Consider the following 19,540-nt stretch of genomic DNA (forward strand, 5'->3'; position numbering starts at 1 on the left):
GATTTCGCGCGAGCTGTTGACGGGGCCGCGGGCCAGCCTCTAGGTTAGGTAACACTTAGTTAGGCGAACCTAAGACGAAGGGAGGCTCCATGTCGGGAGCCCAGTCCAGCGCAGTGTCTGTGCCCTGCGATGCCGAGCGTATCCAGTCCGCTTGCCGGCGGGCGCAGGAGGGCACCCTGTCGGTGGACGGCCGCGCGCCGACCGCGGTGGCCATGGTCCACCTCTTCGAGACCGAGGCTTTTCTGCTGGTCCCGGGGCCGGCAGGTGTCGGCGGCGACGGTGTGCCCGCGATGCTCGAGCTCGCCGACTGCGCCCCGATCAGCCTGCGCGAACGGGTGCGGTCGCTGGTGTGGCTGTCCGGTCGCGTGCACGGGGTGCCGGCGCAGTTCGAGCGGGAGCTGGCCGTCGAGATCGCCGGCGACCATCCCGACGCGCGACTCCTCGACGTGGGCCACGGTCACTGCCTGCTGCGGCTGGCCGTCGACGACGCGGTGATCGCCACCGCCACCGGGGCGTCCGCGGTGCCGGCCAGTGCGCTCTCGTCGGCGGAGCCGGATCTGTTCTGGGAGTACGAAGGCCAGTGGCTGGCGCACCTGGACGCCGACCACCCGGACCTGGTGACGCGGCTGGCCGACCAGTTCCCCGAACACCTCCGGCGCGGACGCGTCCGACCGCTCGGGCTGGATCGGTTCGGCATCACCTTTCGGGTGGAGACGCCGTCGTCCGACGACGATGTCCGGCTCTCCTTCGAACGGCCGTGCACCGGGATCGGCGACCTGTCGGCCGCGCTGCACCGGCTGGCTGCCGGGCACTGATCAGCGCCCGGAACCTCCGCGCGGTTTAGGCTGGCCGCGTGAGTCTCTGGGCGCGGCTGGCGCGGGCACCGGAACCGGACGTGCCGGTGGTGCGCGACCCGGTGGAGCGGCGCGCGCTGATCTGGGAGCTGGTGATCGTCGGGATTCTGACGTTCGGCTTCTCGGCGCTGGGCGCGCTCATCTCGCTGATCGACGCCGAGCTCAGCGGCGGCATCGCGCAGACCACGGTCGCGCTCAATCCGGAGCAGGCTCAGCTGGGCATCCTGGACCTGATCGCCCAGCTGATGCGTGCCGCCAAGCTGATGGCGATCGGCGGCCTCGGCGTCTATCTGTTGTGGCGCAGCGGGATTCGGCTGCCGCTGGTGGGGATGGCGAAGCCGTCGGGGCGTGACGTTCCGCCCGGCCTGGCCCTCGCCGCGCTGATCGGTCTGCCCGGCCTCGGCTTCGTCGCGGTGGCCCGAGTGCTCGGTCTCAACGCTCAACTGGTGGCCAGTGACACCGGCGGACCGTGGTGGCAGTACATCACCCTGGTCCTCATCGCGATCGGCAACGCGGTAGGTGAGGAAGTGATCGTGGTGGCCTATTTCCTGGTGCGGCTGCGCCAACTCGGGGTGGGGCAGAACGCGGCCCTCGCCGCCTCGGCGCTGCTGCGCGGCGGCTACCACCTGTATCAGGGTTGGGGCGGCGGCCTGGGCAACGTGGTGATGGGCCTGATCTTCGGGCGCTGGTACCAGGCCACCGCGCGACTCTGGCCGCTGATCATCGCGCACGCCACGATCGACATCGTCGCCTTCCTCGGTTACGCCCTGCTCGCCCCACAGCTCACTTGGCTCACGGGCTAGGGTCGCGGCATGGAAGAAGTTCGGATCTCCGAGCATGTGGTGCTGCTGCGCGGCACCAACGACGGCGCGTACCCGTACGGCAATCCCGTGCGTGTGCACGGCGGCGACACCACCGTGCAGATCGACTCCTCGCTGGAGGCGCCCGCCGTCGAGACCGACCTGGTGCTGCTCAGCCACTACCACGAGGACCATGTGGTGGGCCTGGGCGAGACATCGGCGCCGGTGCAGATCCACCAGCGGGATCTGCCGGCCGTGCAGTCGTGGGCGGAGTTCTGCCGCTACATGGACTCGCCGCCCGAGGAGATGGGCGAGGAGCTGCGCCGCCAGTTCCGGTGGTCCGAGCGGCCCGACGCCACCGCGCTGCACGACGACACGGTGATCGACGTCGGCGGCGGCGTCCGTATCCGAGTGATCCCGCTGCCCGGCCACACCGGCGGGCACTGCGGCTTCTTCGTGGAACCGGACGACGTGTTCTTCCTGGCCGACGTCGACCTGTCGTCGTTCGGGCCGTTGCACGCGGATCTGGAGTCGCGGCTGTCGGACGTGCGGACCAGTCTGGCGCGCTGCGCGGAGATCGACGCCGCCGTCTACACCACCTACCACCACAAGGGCCCGTACACCGACCGGGCCGCATACCTCGCCGATCTGCGTCGGCACACCGCTGCGGTCGACGAGCGCGGTGCGCGGATCCGCGACCTCCTCGCCCAGGGCCTGACCGCGGAGCAGATGATCGGGCGCGGTGTGGTCTACCGCCTCGACGGGCGACGCCCCTGGTACGCCGACGCCGTGGAAGAAGTGATCGTGGGCCAGTACCTGGCCGAGTTCGACGAGGTCGCGCGCCGATAGCGACGACCGCGGCTATCTGGTCACGGTTGCGCCGTTACCAGCGATTATGCCGATTCCTGGTGGACAATTCTCGATATGAACACACGGCGCGCAGGGACCTGGCTGGTGGCGGCCACGGTTGCCGCGGCGGTGCTGACCGGCTGCGGTGACGACGCGGACTCCTCGTCGTCGACCACGAGCTCGCAGTCCGTCGTGAGCGTGACGGTCACCGAGACGGCGTCCCCGACGAACGGGGGACCGGCGAACGATGCCTCTACTGCCCAGACTCCGAATCCCCAGACTCAGACTTCCCAGAGTCCGATCACCGGCACCTTGCCCGTGCAGCACGACGCGTCGACGAACGCGCGGCTCACCGTGACCGATGTCCGGGTGGGCGGCCACGACGGCTTCGACCGCGTGGTCTTCGAATTCGGCGGCGTCGGGACGCCGGGGTGGCGGGTGCAGTTCACCGACGATCCGCGGCAGGACGGCAGCGGTGATCCGGTGATCGTGCCGGGCCGCGCCGTCATCGCGGTGACCCTGATCGGCGTCGGCTATCCCGGCGATACGGGCGTGGCCGAGTACAGCGGACCGAACCCGGTGGCCGGGGTCGGCGGGATCACGCAGGTGAACCTGGAGGGCGTCTTCGAGGGACAGCAGCTGGCGTTCATCGGCGTGAGCGCCGCGCAGCCCGCCGTGGCGGTGAGCGCGTTGAGCAGCCCGACGCGACTGGTCATCGACATCGCGCGGTAACCGGGCAGGTCAGTCGCCGACGACGCCGTCCGCGACCAGTGCGTCGATCTCGTCGGGGGAGCAACCCATCGACGCCAATACGGTGCGGGTGTCCGCGCCGAGCGCGGGCACGGCGCCCATCGGTGCCTCGAAATCGGCGAAGGTGGCCGGCGGCAGCAGCGCTTCGACGGCCGCGTGTTCGGTGTCGACGGTGCGCCAGCGATCGCGGGCACGCAGCTGTGGATGTTCGACGGCGGTGCCGACGTCCTTGATCGCCGCCGCGGGCACGCCGGCGTCGGCCAGGTGGGCACTGAGGTCGGCGGCGGTCCACTCCACGGTGAGGGCGGCGACCACGGCATCGCACTCATCGCGATGGCGGACCCGGTCGATGTTGGTGGCGAAGCGGGGATCGTCGATGAGGTCGGGCCGCCCGAGGACGTCGGACATCAGTGCGCGCCAACCGTTTTCGCTCTGCACGCCGATCAGGATCTCGCCGTCGGAGGTGGGATAGGCGTTGTACGGCGCGATGGAGACGTGGCCGACGCCCATCCGCGGCGGTTCGACGCCGGTGTGGATGCGGCTGTACATCGGGTAGCCCATCCACTCGACGGTCGATTCGAGCATCGACACCTCGATCTGGGCGCCCTCGCCGGTCCGGGATCGACGCAGCAGCGCCGCCAGAACCGCTTGGGCGCAATACATTCCGGACGCGATGTCAGCGGTGGGGATGCCGGTTTTCACCGCTGTCTCCGGGGTGCCGGTGATCGCGATCAGGCCTGCCTCGGCCTGCACCAGCATGTCGTAGGCTTTGCGCTGCGAATACGGGCCGCCGACGCCGTAGCCCGACATGTCCACGGTGATCAGCTCCGGGTGGTCGGCGCGCAGCGTCGCCGCGCCCAGTCCCAGGCGCTCGGCGGCGCCCGGGGCCAGGTTCTGGACGAAGACGTCGGCGTCGTCGATCAACTGGCGCAACAGCTTTCGGCCGGCCGCCGCCTTGAGGTCGACGGCCAACGACTCCTTGCCCCGGTTGAGCCAGACGAAGTGCGCGCCGGTGCCCGCGACGACATCGTCGTAGCCGCGCGCGAGGTCACCGCCGTCCGGCCGCTCCACCTTGATCACCCGCGCGCCGAGATCGGCGAGCTGGCGGGTGGCCAGGGGGGCGGCCACGGCCTGCTCTACGGACACCACCGTGAAGCCGTCCAACGGCAGCGTCATGTCAGCTCTCGACCGCCGCGGTCCGCTCGGCGCGGAGCTCGTGACCCTTCGAGGTGAGGCAGCGGCCCGACTCCAGGTCCCACTGCCAGCCGTGCAGGTTGCAGGTCAGCTTGCCGCCCTCGATCACGCCGAACTTGCTCAGGTCGGCCTTCAGGTGCGGGCAGCGGCGCTGAATGGTCCAGCCGTCCAGGTCCACCGAGGCGTCGTCGTCGTGCGCCTCGGCGAACCAGCCGTCGGCGTAGGCGATGCGCTCGTCGGTGAGGCACTTGAAGAACGTGTAGAGGAACTCGTTGTAGCCGCCGATGCGCCAGGTGGTGAAACGCGTGGACAGGAAGATGGTGTTGACCCAGTCCGGCTCGTTGTCGCGGAGCACCGTGCGCACCAGTTCCGGGGCGATGCGGAAGCCGTAGCGGTACTTGCCGTCGCCGTCCTCGCGCATCCGGACGGTGCGCTGCGGGAAGTCGAGGACGAAAGTCTCCTCGCCGACCACCAGACCCACCGGGTAGCCGATGCCGTCGCAGATCAGGTCCGACTGCGCCATGATCGGCTCGAACAGCGCCTTGAGCTGCGGCAGCAGCGGGTCGCCGTCGGGCGCCGCCCAGGTGGCCTTCTCCGCGGCGATGATCGGCGCGAACTTGGCCTTCATCTTCTCGAGGTAGCCCGCCTTGTGCTCGCCGAAGACCTGCTCGGGCGGGTACGGGTGGTCGATCTCCACCAGATCCGAGCCGCGGAACTGCGCCGCCGAACCGGACACCATCATCAGGCCGCGATGGCGCTCGCCGTCGTCGGTCCCGTGCGTCACCATCTGCTCCAGGAACTCGGCCTGGTCCGGGAAGATACTGGCCTGGTCCGATTCGCTGCCGGTGTTGAAGTCGTTGAGCACGAACAGGTCGTCGTCGAGGAACATCGGCGGACCGGCCGACGGCACCACCCAGGTGGCGCCGACCTGCTCGATGTAGCTGCGCGCCCGGTCCATGCCGCGCTGGCGCTTCTGCTTGGCGAAGTTGGCCTTCGACTTGCGGGGGATGTCGTAGACCATCGGGTACCAGATGGCGCCCGAGTACTGGAGCAGGTGCACGTCGACGTGCCCGAACGCCTCCTCGACCACGTCGAGGTCCACCGGCCGGGCGTCGTTCATGTTGAACACGACGGTCTCGCCGTCGTCGATCAGGATGCCGGAGTCGCCGATGGGGCCGTCGGCCGGTGCGCGCAGCGCGATGATCATGATGTCCAGGTCGCCCTTGGGGCCGCTGACCTTGTGCTTCACCGAGTCGGTGGTCTCGACGAACTTGTGGAAGCCCAGCCGCTCCAGGTCGCGTCGCAGATCCGGCACCGGGTAGTCCGGCAGGAGGACGGTGGCGTCCTTGTTGACGTTCTCGATCAGGTTGCGCTCGTCGTAGTGATCACGGTGCAGGTGCGAGACGTACAGGTAGTCGCAGTCGCCGAGGGCCTTCCAGTCCAGTTCGGTGTTGTCCGGGAACGGGATCCACGAGGCGAAGTACGCCGGGTTGACCCACGGATCGCAGAGGATGGATCCGGCCGCGGTCTCGATGTGGAAGCCGGCATGGCCGATGCTGGTGATCTGCACGGTGGGAGGACCTTTCGGATAGTGCAAGGCTGTGCCTTCAGCCTATCCGGGCGCGATGACGCCGCGCCCGGGACTAAGGTCCGCGCACCGCCGCCCGTCCTGTGATTCCGCGCGCATAGGCGGTGGCCGAGTAGCCGGATCGACGGTAAAGGTGGAACGAGAACGTCGTCGAGGAAGCGGGAACCGATGGGTGTGCTGGACACGTTGCTCGACCGTTCGGTGATTCCGGGCTATTCGAGCCTGGGGTTCCGGCGGCGTGCCGCGGGGTGGTCCGTCGACGACCCGCGCCGGGCAGCCTGACCGGTCGCACCGTGGTGGTGACCGGGGCGACGTCGGGCATCGGCGCGGCGATCGCCGAGGGCGCGGTGGCCCTCGGTGCACACGCGATCCTGGTGGCCGACGCCGCGCGCGGGCCGACGCGGTCGCGGCCGGCATCGTCGAACGATTCCCCGGCGCGCGGGTGAGCGTGGAACCGGGCGACGTGTCCGCCGCCGAGCAGGTCCGCGACCTCGCCGCCCGCCTGGCCGAGTACCCGGTGGACGCGCTGGTGCACAACGCCGGCGTGCTGCCGCCCGAACGCACCGCGTCGGCCGACGGCCACGAACTCTCGCTGGCCACGCACGTGCTCGGGCCGATCGCGCTCACCGAGTTGCTGCTGCCGCAGCTCGCGCAGAGCGCCGATGCGCGGGTGGTCTTCATGTCGTCGGGTGGGATGTACACCGCGGAACTGCCGGTCGACGACGTCGACTACCGGCGCGGCGAGTACCGCGGGGCCCGGGCCTACGCCCGATCCAAACGCGTCCAGACGGCGCTGGTGCCGTTCCTGGCCGATCGCTGGGGCCCGGCCGGGGTGATGGTCGCGGGCATGCATCCGGGCTGGGTCGACACCCCCGGCGTCGACGATGCGCTGCCCCGCTTCGCGAGGTTCGCGGGACCGCTGCTGCGCAGCCCGGTGCAGGGCGCGGACACCGCGGTCTGGCTCCTCGCGATCGACCCCGTCCCGCCCACCGGCGGATTCTGGCACGACCGACGGCAGCGCCCCGAGCACTATCTGGATGGAACGCGATTCGACGAGACCGCGCGCCGCCGCGTCGCGGAGCAGATGCGCACGATGGTGGAGGAGGAGTACCTCCGATGATCCGCATGAGCCGTGAGGTGCGGACCGCGGCGTCGGCCACGAGACCGACCTCTCGACTATCGCGTCACCCGGGCGGGGCCGACGGACTGACCGCCGCCTTGGCGGAGCTCGACCCCGCGTAGGCCGCGCGAAAAAAACTTCTCTCCCGCACCCATCCGGCCTGCGCGCCGATCCGAATGACCCATGTCACTGCTGACGGCGCCGACGAACCCGCCGGCGCCTTGGACTAGGGAGTTTGAGAGATATGGGTACACGCAGCACCATGACCAAAGCGGCCGTCCTCGGCTGCTCGCTCGCCGTCGCCGCGGCCATGACCGCCTGTTCGAGCGACGACTCGTCGACCGCGTCGTCGACCAGCACCATGACCACCGGGATGATGTCCGACATGGCCACGTCCGACATGACGACCCCGGCCGACGCAGCGATGGCCGGACTGATCGGCTCCGGCTGCGCCGCCTACGCGCAGCAGGTGCCCACCGGCCCGGGATCGCTCGATCAGATGGCGACCGAGAAGCTCGGCGTCGCCGTCGGGAACAACCCGATGCTCACCTCGCTCGCGGCGGCCGTGTCCGGCCAGCTCAACCCCGATGTGAACCTCGTCGACACGCTCAACAGCGGTGAGTTCACCGTCTTCGCACCCGTCGACGCGGCGTTCGAGAAGGTGCCGGCCGCCACCCTCGACATGCTCAAGACCGACGCGCCCGCCCTCACTTCGCTGCTGACCTACCACGTGGTGTCGGGTCAAGCCGGGCCCGACATGGTGGCCGGCGAACACCAGACGGTGGAGGGCAGCATGCTCACCGTGACCGGCAGCGGCGATGACACCAAGGTCAACGGCGCGAGTGTCATCTGCGGCGGCGTGAAGACGGCGAATGCGACCGTCTACCTGATCGACCAGGTGCTGATGCCGCCGACCGACGAGAACTGACCGCGGAATCGACGATCTGATCGACGACGGTGCGCGGCCTCGACGCCGCGCACCGTCGTCGTCCCTCACTCACCGAAAGGCACCCCATCATGCGCATCGCTCGTCGAACCCTCACGTCCGCTCTGCTCGCCGTGACACTGCTGTCCGGTGCCGGCGTCGGCACCGCGGCCGCCAGCCCGAAGCCGGTGCCGAAGGTGGAGCTCGACCGGTATCTGGGGACGTGGCGTCAGCTCGCCGCGGTGCCGGCGCCGTTCAATCTCGTGTGCGCCCGCGACACCAAGGCCGAGTACTCGCTCGCCGGGAACGGCGAAGTGCGCGTGCAGAATTCGTGCACCACCTGGGCCGGCACCCCCAACACCATCACCGGTCGGGCGAAGGTCCTGGACCGTGCCACCGGCGCCCAACTCCGCGTCCGGTTTCCGGGCGTCCCGAACTGGGGAGAGTCGGAGACGGTGCCCAACTACATCGTGGTGGGTCTGGACCCGGACTATTCGTGGGCGGTGGTGACCGATCCGAGTCGCCGGTCGGGCTTCGTGCTCTCCCGCACGCCGGCCCTTGATCGCAGCCAGTGGAAGTCGGTCCGCGCGGCGATCGCGCGGGCCGGGCAGTCGGACTGCACCTACCTCACCTCGCCCACCACCGGCGGGCTCAGTGAGATCGTGCCGCTCTGCACCAGGTCGCGGTAGAGCCCGTTTCCCTGGACTAGCCGACGAGGTCGGGGATCGAGAAGGTCAGGCCTTGCCCAGCTGGTGGCCGAGGCATTCGGTGAGCGTCGGACGGCGGAAACGGTGCCCGCATTCGTGCAGGATCGCGGGGAACACGGCCTGATCGGCGAGGGCCAGTTCGCGCGCGCCCTGGCGGCCCAACAGCAGCTGCGGGCCGAACTCGGGGACCCGGAGCAGTGCGGGACGACGGAGTACGTGCGCCAGCGTGTCGGCGTACTCGTTGGCACTGGCCGGCTGCGGGGCAACGGCGTTCACCGGGCCGCGGAGACCGTCGTCGTACAGGGCGCGGTGATAGACGTCGATCAGATCGTCGAGGTCGATCCACGACAGGACCTGGTGGCCGCCCCCGAGCGGTCCGCCCAGCCCGGCCGCGAAGATCGGCCGCTGCAGTCCCAGGGTGCCGCCCAGCGGACTCTGCACGATTCCGGTGCGCACCTGCACGGTGCGCAGCCCGGCCGTGGCGGCCGGGGCGGTGGCCTCCTCCCACTGCTGCACGATGTGTGCCAGGAAGTCGTCGCCGGCCGCGGCCTGTTCGTCGAGTTCCTCGCCGGGACGGGCGTGACCGTAGAAGCCGATCGCGGAAGCACTGACGAACACCACTCCGGTGCGGGCGGCGGCGAGCTCGGCCAGCCGCCGCGTGGGCCCGACGCGACTGTCTCGGATCGCCGCCTTGTGCCGATCGGTGAAACGACCGGCGATCGGTGCTCCGGCCAGATGGATCACGGCGTCGACCCCGGTCAGCAGGTCGGCGGCGGGCGCGTCCGGGTTCCAGGTTCGCTCGTCGGGGCCGTTCGCCGGTCGCCGCACCAGCCGGATCACCCGGTGCCCGCCGGTGGTCAGGAAGGCGCACAGCTGGGTGCCCACCAGGCCCGACGCCCCGGTCACCGCGATGACCCGGGGCTCGAGGCCGGCGTCGCGCGCCTGCGCGTGTCGGGCGAGGTCGTCGGCCACCTGGCGGTGCCGGAACCGGAACGTCGAGCGCAGGGCTGCGCCCGGGACCACCGTGGTGACCCGATCGGTCATCCGCGTCCGCTCTGCGGGTTCCGGAAGGAACTCGTGCTCGTGGCGCCAGCCGCCGGACAGCGCGGCGGGAGCCGTGCGCGCATCGACGGTGATCCGCTCGTCGACGAAGCGGTGCGGGGGCCGATAGTCGTCGGCCCGATGCTGCGCACACCAGCGCAGCCCACCCGGCAGACCCAGCAGTGCCCGGCCGTCGGCCAACGACGACGACTCGGTTAGTGCGCGCATCGGCTGCCACGGCGGCAGCAGACGGTGCAGTGCGCCGGGCCGCGCGTGCCAGGCGAAGACCTCCTCGCACGGCGCGTCGACGGTGCTCGAATACGTGATGCTCATCGTCGGACATCCTCTCGTTGGCGCGGTGGGTGCACAGGGCATTCGGAACCGCGAGCCGCGCGGATGGGACGGACCCATCCGGCTGGGTGTCGGCGCCGAATGCCTTCGCGTGATGGAACACAGCTTGGCATCGTCATCGGGTCGGATCGCCGTGATCGGCAGCGGCGTCGCGGGTCTGACCTCAGCGTTTCTCCTGTCCCAGCGCCACGAGGTGACGCTGCTGGAAGCCGACGACCGGCTGGGCGGACACGCGCACACGCAGACGGTCGTCGCCCCGGACGGCGCGGACGTGGCCGTCGACACCGCTTTCCTCGTGCACAACGACCGGACCTATCCCACCCTGCTCCGACTCTTCGAGCACCTCGGCGTGGCCACCGGGGACACCGACATGTCGATGTCGGTCCGCTCCGAACTCACCGGCCTGGAATATGCGGGAGCGCTCGGTGCCGCCGGGCTGTTTCCGACGTGGCGCAACCTGACGCGCGGCCGCTACCTCTGGATGCTCGCGGAGGTGAAGCGCTTCCACCGGCTCGCGCAGGCGGTGCTCGACGATCCCGGCGACGACGAGCCGCTCGGGGTGTTCGTCGAGCGGGCCGGCCTGTCCCGCTACTTCCGCGACAACTTCCTGTACCCCCTGGTCGCGGCCGTGTGGTCGTGCGATGCCGACACGGCCGAGCAGTATCCGGCGCGCTACCTGTTCGAGTTCCTCGCCCACCACGGCATGCTGTCGGTCTTCGGTTCGCCGCAGTGGCGGACGGTGACCGGTGGATCGCAGGTCTACGTCGAGGCGGTGGCCGCGCGGGTCCGCGCGCGGGGCGGGCGCATCGCGTGCAGCACGCCGGTGACGGGGCTGCGCGAAGTCGGCGGCGGCGTGGAGCTGACGGCGGCGGGGGAGCGGTGCACCTTCGACGCCGCCGTGGTGGCGACCCACTCCGGTCAGGCGCTGGCGTTGCTCGCCTCGCCGTCGGACCTGCAGACGCAGGTGCTGGGCGACCTGCGTTACGCCGCGAAGCCGGCCGTGCTGCACACGGACCAGACGCTGCTGCCGCGAGCGCGGCGGGCGCGGGCATCCTGGAACTACCAGATCCGCGACGACGGTTCCGAGGTCGCCGTGACCTACGACCTCACTCGGCTCATGCGCCTGCCGCACGGCCCGGAGGCCCCGGGGCGGCCGCGCTACCTGGTCACCATGGGGCGGACCGACCTCGTCGACCCGGCGACGGTGCTCGCGTCGATGACCTACGAGCACCCGGTGTACGACACGACGTCGGTCGCGGCGCAGCGGCGATTGCCGGACATCGATACCTCGGCGATCGTCTTCGCCGGCGCCTACCACGGGTGGGGCTTCCACGAAGACGGCGCCGCGTCCGGGGAGCGGGCCGCTCGCCGGTTCGGCGGGGTCTGGCCGGACGAGCCGACTCTCGGACGGACGGAGGTGTCCCGATGACCGCGCCGGTGCCGTCGCTGGTCTACACCCGGATCCGACATGCGCGCCGGGAACCGGTGGACCATCGGTTCGCGCATTCGAGCCTGAGCTGGCTGGTCGACGTCGACCGCCTCCCCGTGCTGCCGCGCGGACTGCGCTGGACCGCCCGCTTCCGGGCCGACGACCACTTCCCGCAGGCGAGCACGCCAGGCGCGACGCTGCGGCAGCGGCTCGACGAGTACCTCGCCGCGACGGGTGAACGCGCCGTCGACGGGCCGGTCACCGCGCTGCTGTCGCCGCGAGTGGCCGGGTACGTGTTCAATCCGCTGTCGGTGTTCTGGTGCCACGACAGTTCCGGCGCTCTGCGCTGCGTGGTGGCCGAAGTGCACAACACCTACGGCCAGCGGCACTGCTACCTCGTTCACACCGACGACGCCGGCCGCGCCGCGGTGGACAAGGAGTTCTACGTCTCCCCGTTCAACGACGTCTCCGGCAGCTATCGCCTGCTGCTCCCCGAACCGGACGCCGACGGACGCGTGCACGTGGCGATCACGCTGGAGCGCCCCGGGCAGCCGCCGTTCACCGCCACCTTGCGCGGCGTCGCGCAGCCGGCCACGACTGCCGCCGTCCTGCGTGCCCAACTCCGCGCGCCGCTCGCCCCGTGGCTGGTCTCGCTGCGCATCCGGATCCACGGCGTCCGGCTGTGGGCCCGCGGGCTCCGCGTACAGCCCCGACCCGAAGTCCCGACGACCCCGACCACCCTGACCACCCCGAGAGGACAGACCCGATGACGATCAACGACTGCTGCAACCACGCCGAGGTCCGCGTCGATCCGGCGCGGTGGCCGGACGTCGCCGCACCCCGGGGCGGGCGGCTGCGCGCCCTGGCCGCGGCACGGCTCTTCGCAACGGCGACCCGCCGTCTCCCGGTGTCGATCGAATACCCGCGGGCGCGTCGAGACCGAACCCGGTCGGGCTCCCCGCGTTCGGGAGAAGTGCTGCCGCGCATGATCATTCGCGACCCGCAGGCCCTCTATCAGCGGATCGGATCGGACGGTCTGATCGGTTTCGGCGAAGCGTTCATGGCCGGCGACTGGACCACCGACGATCTGGTGGGCGTGCTCACACCGTTCGCCGAGCGCGTCGCCGACCTGGTGCCCGCGCCCCTGCAGAAACTGCGTTCGCTGGTGCTTCCCGGACACCCGGAGGACGAACGCAACACCGTCGCGAACACCCGGTCGAACATCGCGCGCCACTACGACCTGTCCAACGACCTGTTCGGCGCCTTCCTCGACGAGACCCTCAGCTATTCGAGCGCCTACTTCGGCACCGACGCGGCGGCCGATACGGCGACCTGGGGCGATCTGGCCGATGCCCAGCGCGCGAAGATCGACCGCCTCCTGGACCAGGCCGAGGTGGGGCCGGGCACCCGCCTGCTCGAGATCGGCACCGGGTGGGGAGAGCTGTGCCTGCGCGCGGCCGAACGCGGGGCCCGGGTGCGGTCGCTGACGCTCTCCAGCGAGCAGCGCGACCTGGCGCGCACCCGCATCGCCGCCGCGGGCTACGCCGAGCAGGTCCGCGTCGACCTGCTCGACTATCGGCTGGTCGACGGCGAGTACGACGCCGTGGTCTCGGTGGAGATGCTCGAGGCGGTCGGCCGCGAATACTGGCCGGAGTACTTCCAGACCGTGCAGCGGGTCCTCGCGCCCGGCGGGAAGGCGGCCATCCAGGTGATCACCATGCCGCACGACCGCATGCTGGCCTCCGGATCGACGTACACCTGGGTGCACAAGTACATCTTCCCGGGCGGCCAGCTGCCGTCGATCGAGGCCCTGCGCGACGTCGTCGCCGCGGCGACGGATCTGACGATGGCCGATGAACTCGCGATGGGACGCCACTATGCGCGCACCCTGCGGCTGTGGCGCGAACGCTTCCTCGCCCAGTCCGCGACGATCGGCCGGCTGGGCTTCGACGCCGTCTTCGAGCGGATGTGGACCTTCTATCTGGCCTACTCGGAGGCGGGCTTCCGCTCCGGCTACTTGGACGTCTATCAGCTGCGACTGGATAAGCCGGCGACCCGCGGCGGGCCGGATTAGTCATGACCGCCCTGCTCGGTCCGGATAGGCTGGGGTGCACTGCACCGCTGCCGTCGCGACCGACGGGGCGCCCCGAGAGAGAGCGAGACGTGAGCACCGACGTCGCTGAACTCGAGGATCTGCTGTCCCAGGTGGCCGACGGCGACCGCGCGGCCTTCGCCGAGCTGTACGACCGCACCAGCGCGCGCGTCTACGGCCTGGTGCTGCGGGTCCTCCGCGATCGGGGTTACAGCGAAGAGGTCACCCAGGAGGTGTACCTGCAGGTCTGGCGGGACGCCGGAACTTTTCGTCCCGAGCGCGGCAGCCCGCTTTCGTGGTTGCTCACCCTCGGGCATCGTCGTGCCGTCGATCGGGTGCGCGCGGAGACGTCGGCGTCGGACCGGGAATCGCGGTACGGCCGGGACGAGTTCGTCGCCGAGACCGGCGACCTGGAGACCGAGGTGCTCGCGCGCGACGAGGCGCAGCGGGCCCGCGACTGCTTCGACACGCTGACCGATCTGCAGCTGGAGGCGGTCAGCCTCGCGTACTACGACGGCCTCACCTATCGGGAGGTGGCCGAGCAACTGACCGTGGCACTCCCGACGGTGAAGAGCCGGATCCGCGACGGACTGAAGAGGCTGAGGGGGTGTCTGGGCGGTGAGCGATGATCTCGACCCCCGCGAACTCGCGGCGCTGTTCGCCGTGGACGCGCTCGACGACGTCGAACGCGCGCGGCTGCTTCGGGCGCTGCGCGAGGCGCCGGCCGCCGAGCGCGCCGATTTCGACGCGGAGGTGGCGTCGATCCGTGAGGCCCTGGCCGACCTCAGCGCGACGACCGCGGTGCCGCCGCCGCCCGCTCTCCGCGCGCGGATCCTCGAGGATGTCGACGACGTTCCCGCTCCGGCCGAGCCGGCGCGGCGCGATCCTCGACGAATCCGGCTGTTCGCCGCCGCTGCGGCCGCCACCGTGCTTCTGGGCGCCGGTGGCGTGGTGCTGGGGTACACGCTCGGCGGCGACGCCGAGCCGGTCGCGCCGACCACGGCCGAGCAGATCTTCGCGGCACCGGACGTGCGCACCACCAGCGGCGACGTCGCCGGAGGCCGGGCGACGATCACCTATTCGCCGACGGCCGGCGAGGGCATTCTGGTGATGAACCAGGTACCGAGCCCGGCGCCCGGCACGATCTACCAGATGTGGCTCGACGGGCCCGACGGTCCGCGCCTGGCCGGCACCATGTCCGAGACCGACGTCGCGCCGTCGACCACCGCGGTGATTCACGACATCGGCGGTGCGACCGCGGTGTCGTTCACCGTCGGTGACGCGGCCACCCCGGACAAGATGATCGGCGAGCCCGTCGCGACCCTGCCGCTGTCTTGAGGCCCCGCGAGCACGGGGCACTAGGCTGGCAGCCATGGAACCCGTATACGACACGGTGATCGGCGCAGCGCGGACGCTGTGGCTGGCCCAAGGCCTCAAGTTCAAGATCTCCGGCGTCGAGAACGTGCCGGTGAACGGACCGGGCGTGGTGGCCATCAACCACACCGGCTACCTCGACTTCACGCTCGCGGGCATCCCCGCGCACCTGCAGGGCCGTCGTAAGGTGCGCTTCATGGCCAAGAAGGAAGTCTTCGACAACAAGGTCGGCGGCCCCATCATGCGGGCGCTGCGGCATATTCCGGTGGACCGCGGCAACGGCGCCGAGAGCTACCAGATGGCGGTGGATTACCTGCGCAACGGCGAGTTGGTGGGCGTCTACCCCGAGGCGACGATCAGCCGCAGCTTCGAGATCAAGGGCTTCAAGTCGGGGGCGGCGCGCATGGCGCTCGACTCCGGTGCTCCGATCATCCCGACGGTGATCTGGGGCGCGCAGCGCATCTGGACCAAGGGTCACCCGAAGGCCTTGGGGCGCAACAACTTCAAGATCGCCATCGGCGTGGCCGAGCCGATTGCGCCGACCGGCACCGCCGAGGAGATCACCCAGCGACTGCACCAGTCCATGTCGGCGAAGCTGCTGGAACTGCAGGAGATGTACGCCGAGTGGAACGGCCCGTACCCCGCGGGCGAGTTCTGGGTGCCGGCCCGACTGGGCGGCGGAGCGCCGACCCTCGCCGAGGCCGACGCGATGGACGCGGCCGACGCCGAGGCCAAGGCCGCTCGACGGGCCGCCGGCGAGCAGAGCTCCGGAGACGCCTGACGCAGCGGGTCGCCATGGAACCGGTCTATCGCACACTGGAGCTCACCGCGGAGGCGCTGGTGCGTGCCCAAGGCATGCGTCGCGAGTACTTCGGACTGGCGAACATCCCCGCGACCGGCGGTTTCGTACTGGCCCTCAATCACAACAGCTACACCGACTTCCTCGCACCGGCGTTGGGGCTCAAGCGGGCCGGTCGGCGCGGCCGTTTCATGGTCAAGTCCGAGCTCAACGACGTCCCGGTGATGCGTTTTCTGGTGGCGCACACGCAGTCGGTCCCGGTGGACCGTTCGGCGGGCGGCGCGGCGTACCACGCGGCCGTCGATTCGCTGCGTGCCGGGAACGTCGTCGTGGTGTATCCGGAATCCACCATCAGCCGCAGCTTCGAGCTCAAGGAGTTCAAGTCGGGTGCGGTGCGCATGGCGGCCGAGGCCGGGGTGCCGGTGCTGCCCGCCGCGCACTGGGGTGCGCAGCGGCAGTGGAGTAAGGGCACCCGGCGGCGCATCGGGTTCGCTCGTATCCCGGTCCACGTGCGCTTCGGGACGCCGCTCGAATATCCAGCCGACGTCGACGTCGACGCGGCCACCGGGCATCTGCGGGAACTGATGGCGGCGCTGCTGAGCGCGGTCCAGGAGGAGTACCCGGAGGCGCCCACCGGCGCCGACTGGCTGCCCGCTCGGCTCGGCGGCTCCGCACCGACGCCGGGGGCGGCCCTGACCATCGAAGAAGCCGAGGCAGCCGAGAAGGCCCGACGGCGTGCGGCGAAGGCCGCCGAAGACGAAAGGAAACGTCGATGACGCGCGAGTCGTGGGGACCGCCGACGATGATCGCCTCCGATGTGGACGGAACGCTGCTCGACGACAACGAGCGCTTGACCGACCGAACGCGAAACGCCCTGGAGCGGGCCCGCGGCGCCGGGGTGGAGTTGGTGTTGGCCACCGGCCGCCCGCCGCGGTGGATTCCGCAGGTGGCCGATCAGTTGGCCGACTCGTCGGCCGCGGTCCGGTACGCCGTCTGCGCCAACGGCGCCATCGTCTACGACGTCGCCGCCGACGAGATCCTGCACGTGAACGCCCTGGTGCCCGAGGTGCTGCGCACGCTGAGCGAGGTGATCGCCGAACGGTTGCCGGGCGCGGGTCTGGCCGCCGAGCGGGTGGGCTCGGTGGGCAGTCGCCGCGGCGACGCGGCCACCCCGGAGTTCGTGGCGACGGCGGGCTACGAGCACGCCTGGCTCAACCCCGACCACGTGCAGGTCGGCGACGATGAACTGTTCGAGGCGGCCGCGGTGAAGCTGCTGGCCCGGGTACCCGGCATGTCGTCGCGCGACATGGCGGCCCGGCTCCGGCCCGCCCTGGGCGGTCTGGCCGAGGTGACCTACTCGATCGGCACCGGACTGATCGAGCTCGCGGTCCCGAACACCCACAAGGCCAGCGGTCTGGCCTGGCTCGCGGCCAACACCGACGTCGACGGCCGGGCCCCGATCGCCTTCGGCGACATGCCCAACGACATCGAGATGCTCGTCTGGGCGGGCCTCGGCGTGGCGATGGGCCACGGCGACGAAGCCGCCCTGGCCGCCGCCGACGAAGTGGCCCGGCCCAACTACCAGGACGGCCTGGCCCAGGTCCTCGAGCGCTGGTCTAACCCACCCCACCCCCACCCCCGGCCGCCCCTCCGGCGTGTCGCGACCGATCCTGCGCCTCGCTTCCGGGCTCCGAGCGCGAGGCGCAGTCAGGGTCGCGACACGCGGGGAGGGTTGGCGGGAGGGAGCGGGAGTGGCGCCGGGGTGTTCGAAGCGTGTTCGACAAGCGTGACCCGGTTGTGACCGTGGCGGCTTGTGCGCCTCGCCGTGTGATCACTACTGTCACATGAGTCCCATTGATCACACGGGCCACAGGCTGCAGCTGGGGTCCCGCGCGAAGAGGTAATACAGTGCCACTGACCCGACCCGGCCGAGCTAAGAAGCGAACTCTCACCTTTGCCGCCCTGGGGCTGGCGCCGTTGTTGGCCGCCGGCGGAATCGCCCTGGGTGGAAGTCAGTTGCTCCCGGACACGGGGGTCGCACTGAGCGTGAACTCTCCGCTGATTCTGAACGGCAAGGGTCACGGTCACGGGCGCGGCATGGGCCAATGGGGCGCCTACGGCTATGCCAAACAAGGCTGGAATGCCGACAAGATCCTGCGTCACTACTACGGCAACACGACCGCGGGGAAGGTGGACAACCCCGACATCACTGTCTCGCTCAGCGAGCGGCAGTCGGTGCATGTCCGCGCGGACGCTGGTGCCAAGGTGGCTGGCCAGACGGTGGCTCCCGGACAGGCAGTGCGCCTGTCCGGGGGCAACGCCACCATCACCGAAGGGTGCAACGGCGCCGTCGTTCGGACCGTTCCCGCCCAGTGGGTGGAGCCGATCAACGCCGGGCCCAACCGCCCGGCCAATGAACTTCTCACCTTCTGCGACGGCGGCAAGTACCGCGGCGCCCTGGGCTTCGGCCCGGACGGGGTGGCCAACAAGGTCAAGGTCGACGACTACGTCAAGGGCGTGATCCCCAAGGAGTCGGTCCCGGCGTGGGCGGACTCCGGCGGCTTCGAGGCGCTCAAGGCGCAGGCCGTGGCGGCGCGCTCCTACGTCGTGGCCGGTCTCGCGGCGGGCCGCAAGATGAACAACACCCAGCAGTCGCAGGTGTACCACGGCGCCTCGGGCGAGGATCCCCGCACCAATCGGGCCGCGGATGCCACCGCAGGTCAGGTCCGGATGCGCGGCGGCAAGCCGGCGCTCACCGAGTTCTCGGCGTCGACCGGCGGCTACACCGCGGGCGGCGACTTCCCGGCCGTGGTCGACGCCGGCGACCGTGTCTCCCCGAACCACAACTGGACCGCCACGGTCAGTCCCGGCAGCATCGCTTCGGCGTTCGGCGTCGGCGCGCTCCGCAGCTTCGAAGTGATCGAGGCCAACGGTCTCGGCGAGGGCAGCGGCCGCGTGGGCAAGGTCCGCGTGGTCGGCAGCAGCCGGACCGTGGAGGCCACCGGCGACGAGGTGCGGCAGAAGCTGCAGCTCAAGTCCGACTGGTTCTCCGTGGTCGGACAGAAGAGCATGCCCAAGATCGTCAAGCCACCGGTGGGCCCGACGAACCCGGGCGGCGGCGGCCTGCTGGACTTCCTGGATCTGAGCCCGCTCACCTCGCTGATGTCCGGTGACCTGCCGGATCTCTCGGCCCTCGGGCTCAGCGAGTTCAGCGATGTGACCGGTCAGCTGACCCCGCTCATCGAGCAGATGATCACCGCCGGTCTGGGCATCCTCGGCGCCAAGCAGGTGGCGTTGGATCGTAGCGACAACTCGCAGGGTTCGTTGGGCACGGTCGCGAAGGACCGCAGTGACAACTCGCAGGGTTCGCTGGGCACGGTGGCCAAGGACCGCAGCGACAACTCGCAGGGATCGACGGGCACGGTGGCCAAGCCGGAACTCGTGGTCGACGGCAAGGGCATGCACGGCCTGGTGCAGATCCTGGAGAACGGCGTGATCTACTACAGCCCGCTCACCGGCGCCAAGGCGCTACTGGGTGACGCCTTCACCGATTACCTCGACCGCGGTGGCCTGGCGGTCCTGGGCTTCCCGACCGCCGACGCGCTCGGCTGAGGCCGGCTCTTCGCTGCACGACCACTCCCGCCGCCCGTTCCGGGCGGCGGGAGTG

The 19,540-nt window shown here is 70.5% G+C and carries 19 protein-coding genes and 1 pseudogene; 17 read left to right on the forward strand and 3 right to left on the reverse strand.

The window, feature by feature from the left end; translation table 11 throughout:
• Positions 1 to 89 precede the first annotated feature (89 nt).
• The 4 genes from MUG78_RS06445 (at position 90) to MUG78_RS06460 (ending at position 3,235) form a co-directional block, all read left to right on the forward strand.
• A complete protein-coding gene (locus tag MUG78_RS06445) occupies positions 90 to 815 on the forward strand; it encodes a DUF2470 domain-containing protein (RefSeq protein ID WP_246993331.1) in 726 nt (241 codons plus the stop codon).
• 38 nt (positions 816 to 853) lie between these two features.
• Positions 854 to 1,657 (forward strand): CPBP family intramembrane glutamic endopeptidase, encoded by an 804-nt coding sequence (locus tag MUG78_RS06450; RefSeq protein WP_246993333.1) that lies wholly within the window; start codon positions 854 to 856, stop codon positions 1,655 to 1,657.
• A gap of 9 nt (positions 1,658 to 1,666) precedes the next feature.
• Positions 1,667 to 2,503, forward strand: coding sequence for an MBL fold metallo-hydrolase (locus MUG78_RS06455; protein ID WP_246993335.1), 837 nt, complete (start codon positions 1,667 to 1,669; stop codon positions 2,501 to 2,503).
• A 75-nt stretch (positions 2,504 to 2,578) separates the two neighbouring features.
• The gene (locus MUG78_RS06460) at positions 2,579 to 3,235 is read left to right on the forward strand and encodes an AMIN-like domain-containing (lipo)protein (protein WP_246993337.1); all 657 of its coding nucleotides are present in this window, start codon (positions 2,579 to 2,581) and stop codon (positions 3,233 to 3,235) included.
• Positions 3,236 to 3,244: 9 nt separating this feature from the next.
• Here the strand turns inward: MUG78_RS06460 and MUG78_RS06465 are convergent, their stop codons facing one another.
• Together MUG78_RS06465 and MUG78_RS06470 are read right to left on the reverse strand one after the other, a co-directional pair.
• Positions 3,245 to 4,429, reverse strand: coding sequence for a CaiB/BaiF CoA transferase family protein (locus MUG78_RS06465; protein WP_246993339.1), 1,185 nt, complete (start codon positions 4,427 to 4,429; stop codon positions 3,245 to 3,247).
• A 1-nt stretch (position 4,430) separates the two neighbouring features.
• Positions 4,431 to 6,017, reverse strand: a complete 1,587-nt coding sequence (locus MUG78_RS06470; protein WP_246993341.1) for a Rieske 2Fe-2S domain-containing protein — start codon at positions 6,015 to 6,017, stop codon at positions 4,431 to 4,433.
• Positions 6,018 to 6,283: 266 nt separating this feature from the next.
• Between MUG78_RS06470 and MUG78_RS06475 the strand changes: the two genes are divergently transcribed.
• From MUG78_RS06475 to MUG78_RS06490, 4 genes are all read left to right on the forward strand, one after another.
• Positions 6,284 to 6,481, forward strand: a complete 198-nt coding sequence (locus MUG78_RS06475; RefSeq protein ID WP_246997168.1) for an SDR family NAD(P)-dependent oxidoreductase — start codon at positions 6,284 to 6,286, stop codon at positions 6,479 to 6,481.
• A complete protein-coding gene (locus tag MUG78_RS06480; RefSeq protein ID WP_246996873.1) occupies positions 6,451 to 7,155 on the forward strand; it encodes an SDR family NAD(P)-dependent oxidoreductase in 705 nt (234 codons plus the stop codon). Before MUG78_RS06475 ends, MUG78_RS06480 begins: the two co-directional genes overlap by 31 nt.
• A 262-nt stretch (positions 7,156 to 7,417) precedes the next feature.
• Positions 7,418 to 8,083 (forward strand): fasciclin domain-containing protein, encoded by a 666-nt coding sequence (locus MUG78_RS06485; RefSeq protein WP_246993343.1) that lies wholly within the window; start codon positions 7,418 to 7,420, stop codon positions 8,081 to 8,083.
• Positions 8,084 to 8,172: 89 nt separating this feature from the next.
• On the forward strand, positions 8,173 to 8,769 hold the full coding sequence (locus MUG78_RS06490; RefSeq protein ID WP_246993345.1) for a lipocalin family protein: 597 nt from the start codon (positions 8,173 to 8,175) through the stop codon (positions 8,767 to 8,769).
• A 45-nt stretch (positions 8,770 to 8,814) separates the two neighbouring features.
• On the opposite strand, the gene MUG78_RS06495 is transcribed toward MUG78_RS06490, so the two are convergent.
• On the reverse strand, positions 8,815 to 10,161 hold the full coding sequence (locus MUG78_RS06495; protein ID WP_246993347.1) for a TIGR01777 family oxidoreductase: 1,347 nt from the start codon (positions 10,159 to 10,161) through the stop codon (positions 8,815 to 8,817).
• Between the two features lie 112 nt (positions 10,162 to 10,273).
• Here MUG78_RS06495 and MUG78_RS06500 point away from each other — a divergent pair, with 112 nt between their 5' ends.
• The 9 genes and pseudogenes from MUG78_RS06500 to MUG78_RS06540 all read left to right on the forward strand — a co-directional run bounded on the left by MUG78_RS06500 (position 10,274) and on the right by MUG78_RS06540 (position 19,485).
• Positions 10,274 to 11,608 (forward strand): NAD(P)/FAD-dependent oxidoreductase, encoded by a 1,335-nt coding sequence (locus MUG78_RS06500; protein ID WP_246996875.1) that lies wholly within the window; start codon positions 10,274 to 10,276, stop codon positions 11,606 to 11,608.
• The gene (locus MUG78_RS06505) at positions 11,605 to 12,378 is read left to right on the forward strand and encodes a DUF1365 domain-containing protein (protein ID WP_246993349.1); all 774 of its coding nucleotides are present in this window, start codon (positions 11,605 to 11,607) and stop codon (positions 12,376 to 12,378) included. The genes MUG78_RS06500 and MUG78_RS06505 overlap by 4 nt, the downstream gene beginning before the upstream one ends.
• Entirely contained in the window at positions 12,375 to 13,682 is a 1,308-nt protein-coding gene (locus tag MUG78_RS06510) for an SAM-dependent methyltransferase (protein WP_246993351.1), read from the forward strand. Before MUG78_RS06505 ends, MUG78_RS06510 begins: the two co-directional genes overlap by 4 nt.
• Positions 13,683 to 13,771: 89 nt before the next feature.
• Positions 13,772 to 14,329 (forward strand): ECF RNA polymerase sigma factor SigK, encoded by a 558-nt coding sequence (gene sigK, locus MUG78_RS06515; RefSeq protein ID WP_246993353.1) that lies wholly within the window; start codon positions 13,772 to 13,774, stop codon positions 14,327 to 14,329.
• The gene (locus tag MUG78_RS06520) at positions 14,319 to 15,038 is read left to right on the forward strand and encodes an anti-sigma factor (protein WP_246993355.1); all 720 of its coding nucleotides are present in this window, start codon (positions 14,319 to 14,321) and stop codon (positions 15,036 to 15,038) included. The genes sigK and MUG78_RS06520 overlap by 11 nt, the downstream gene beginning before the upstream one ends.
• 34 nt (positions 15,039 to 15,072) lie before the next feature.
• A complete protein-coding gene (locus MUG78_RS06525) occupies positions 15,073 to 15,855 on the forward strand; it encodes a lysophospholipid acyltransferase family protein (RefSeq protein ID WP_246993357.1) in 783 nt (260 codons plus the stop codon).
• Between the two features lie 14 nt (positions 15,856 to 15,869).
• Positions 15,870 to 16,649, forward strand: coding sequence for a lysophospholipid acyltransferase family protein (locus MUG78_RS06530; RefSeq protein WP_246993359.1), 780 nt, complete (start codon positions 15,870 to 15,872; stop codon positions 16,647 to 16,649).
• Positions 16,646 to 17,488: pseudogene (locus MUG78_RS06535) on the forward strand (HAD family hydrolase); the annotation flags it as partial. The gene MUG78_RS06530 and the pseudogene MUG78_RS06535, both read left to right, overlap by 4 nt.
• Positions 17,489 to 17,781: 293 nt before the next feature.
• Positions 17,782 to 19,485, forward strand: a complete 1,704-nt coding sequence (locus tag MUG78_RS06540; RefSeq protein ID WP_246993361.1) for a SpoIID/LytB domain-containing protein — start codon at positions 17,782 to 17,784, stop codon at positions 19,483 to 19,485.
• The last annotated feature ends 55 nt before the right edge of the window (positions 19,486 to 19,540 follow it).

Origin of the sequence: Gordonia alkaliphila (assembly GCF_023017165.1) — a bacterium.
Lineage (GTDB): Bacteria > Actinomycetota > Actinomycetes > Mycobacteriales > Mycobacteriaceae > Gordonia > Gordonia alkaliphila.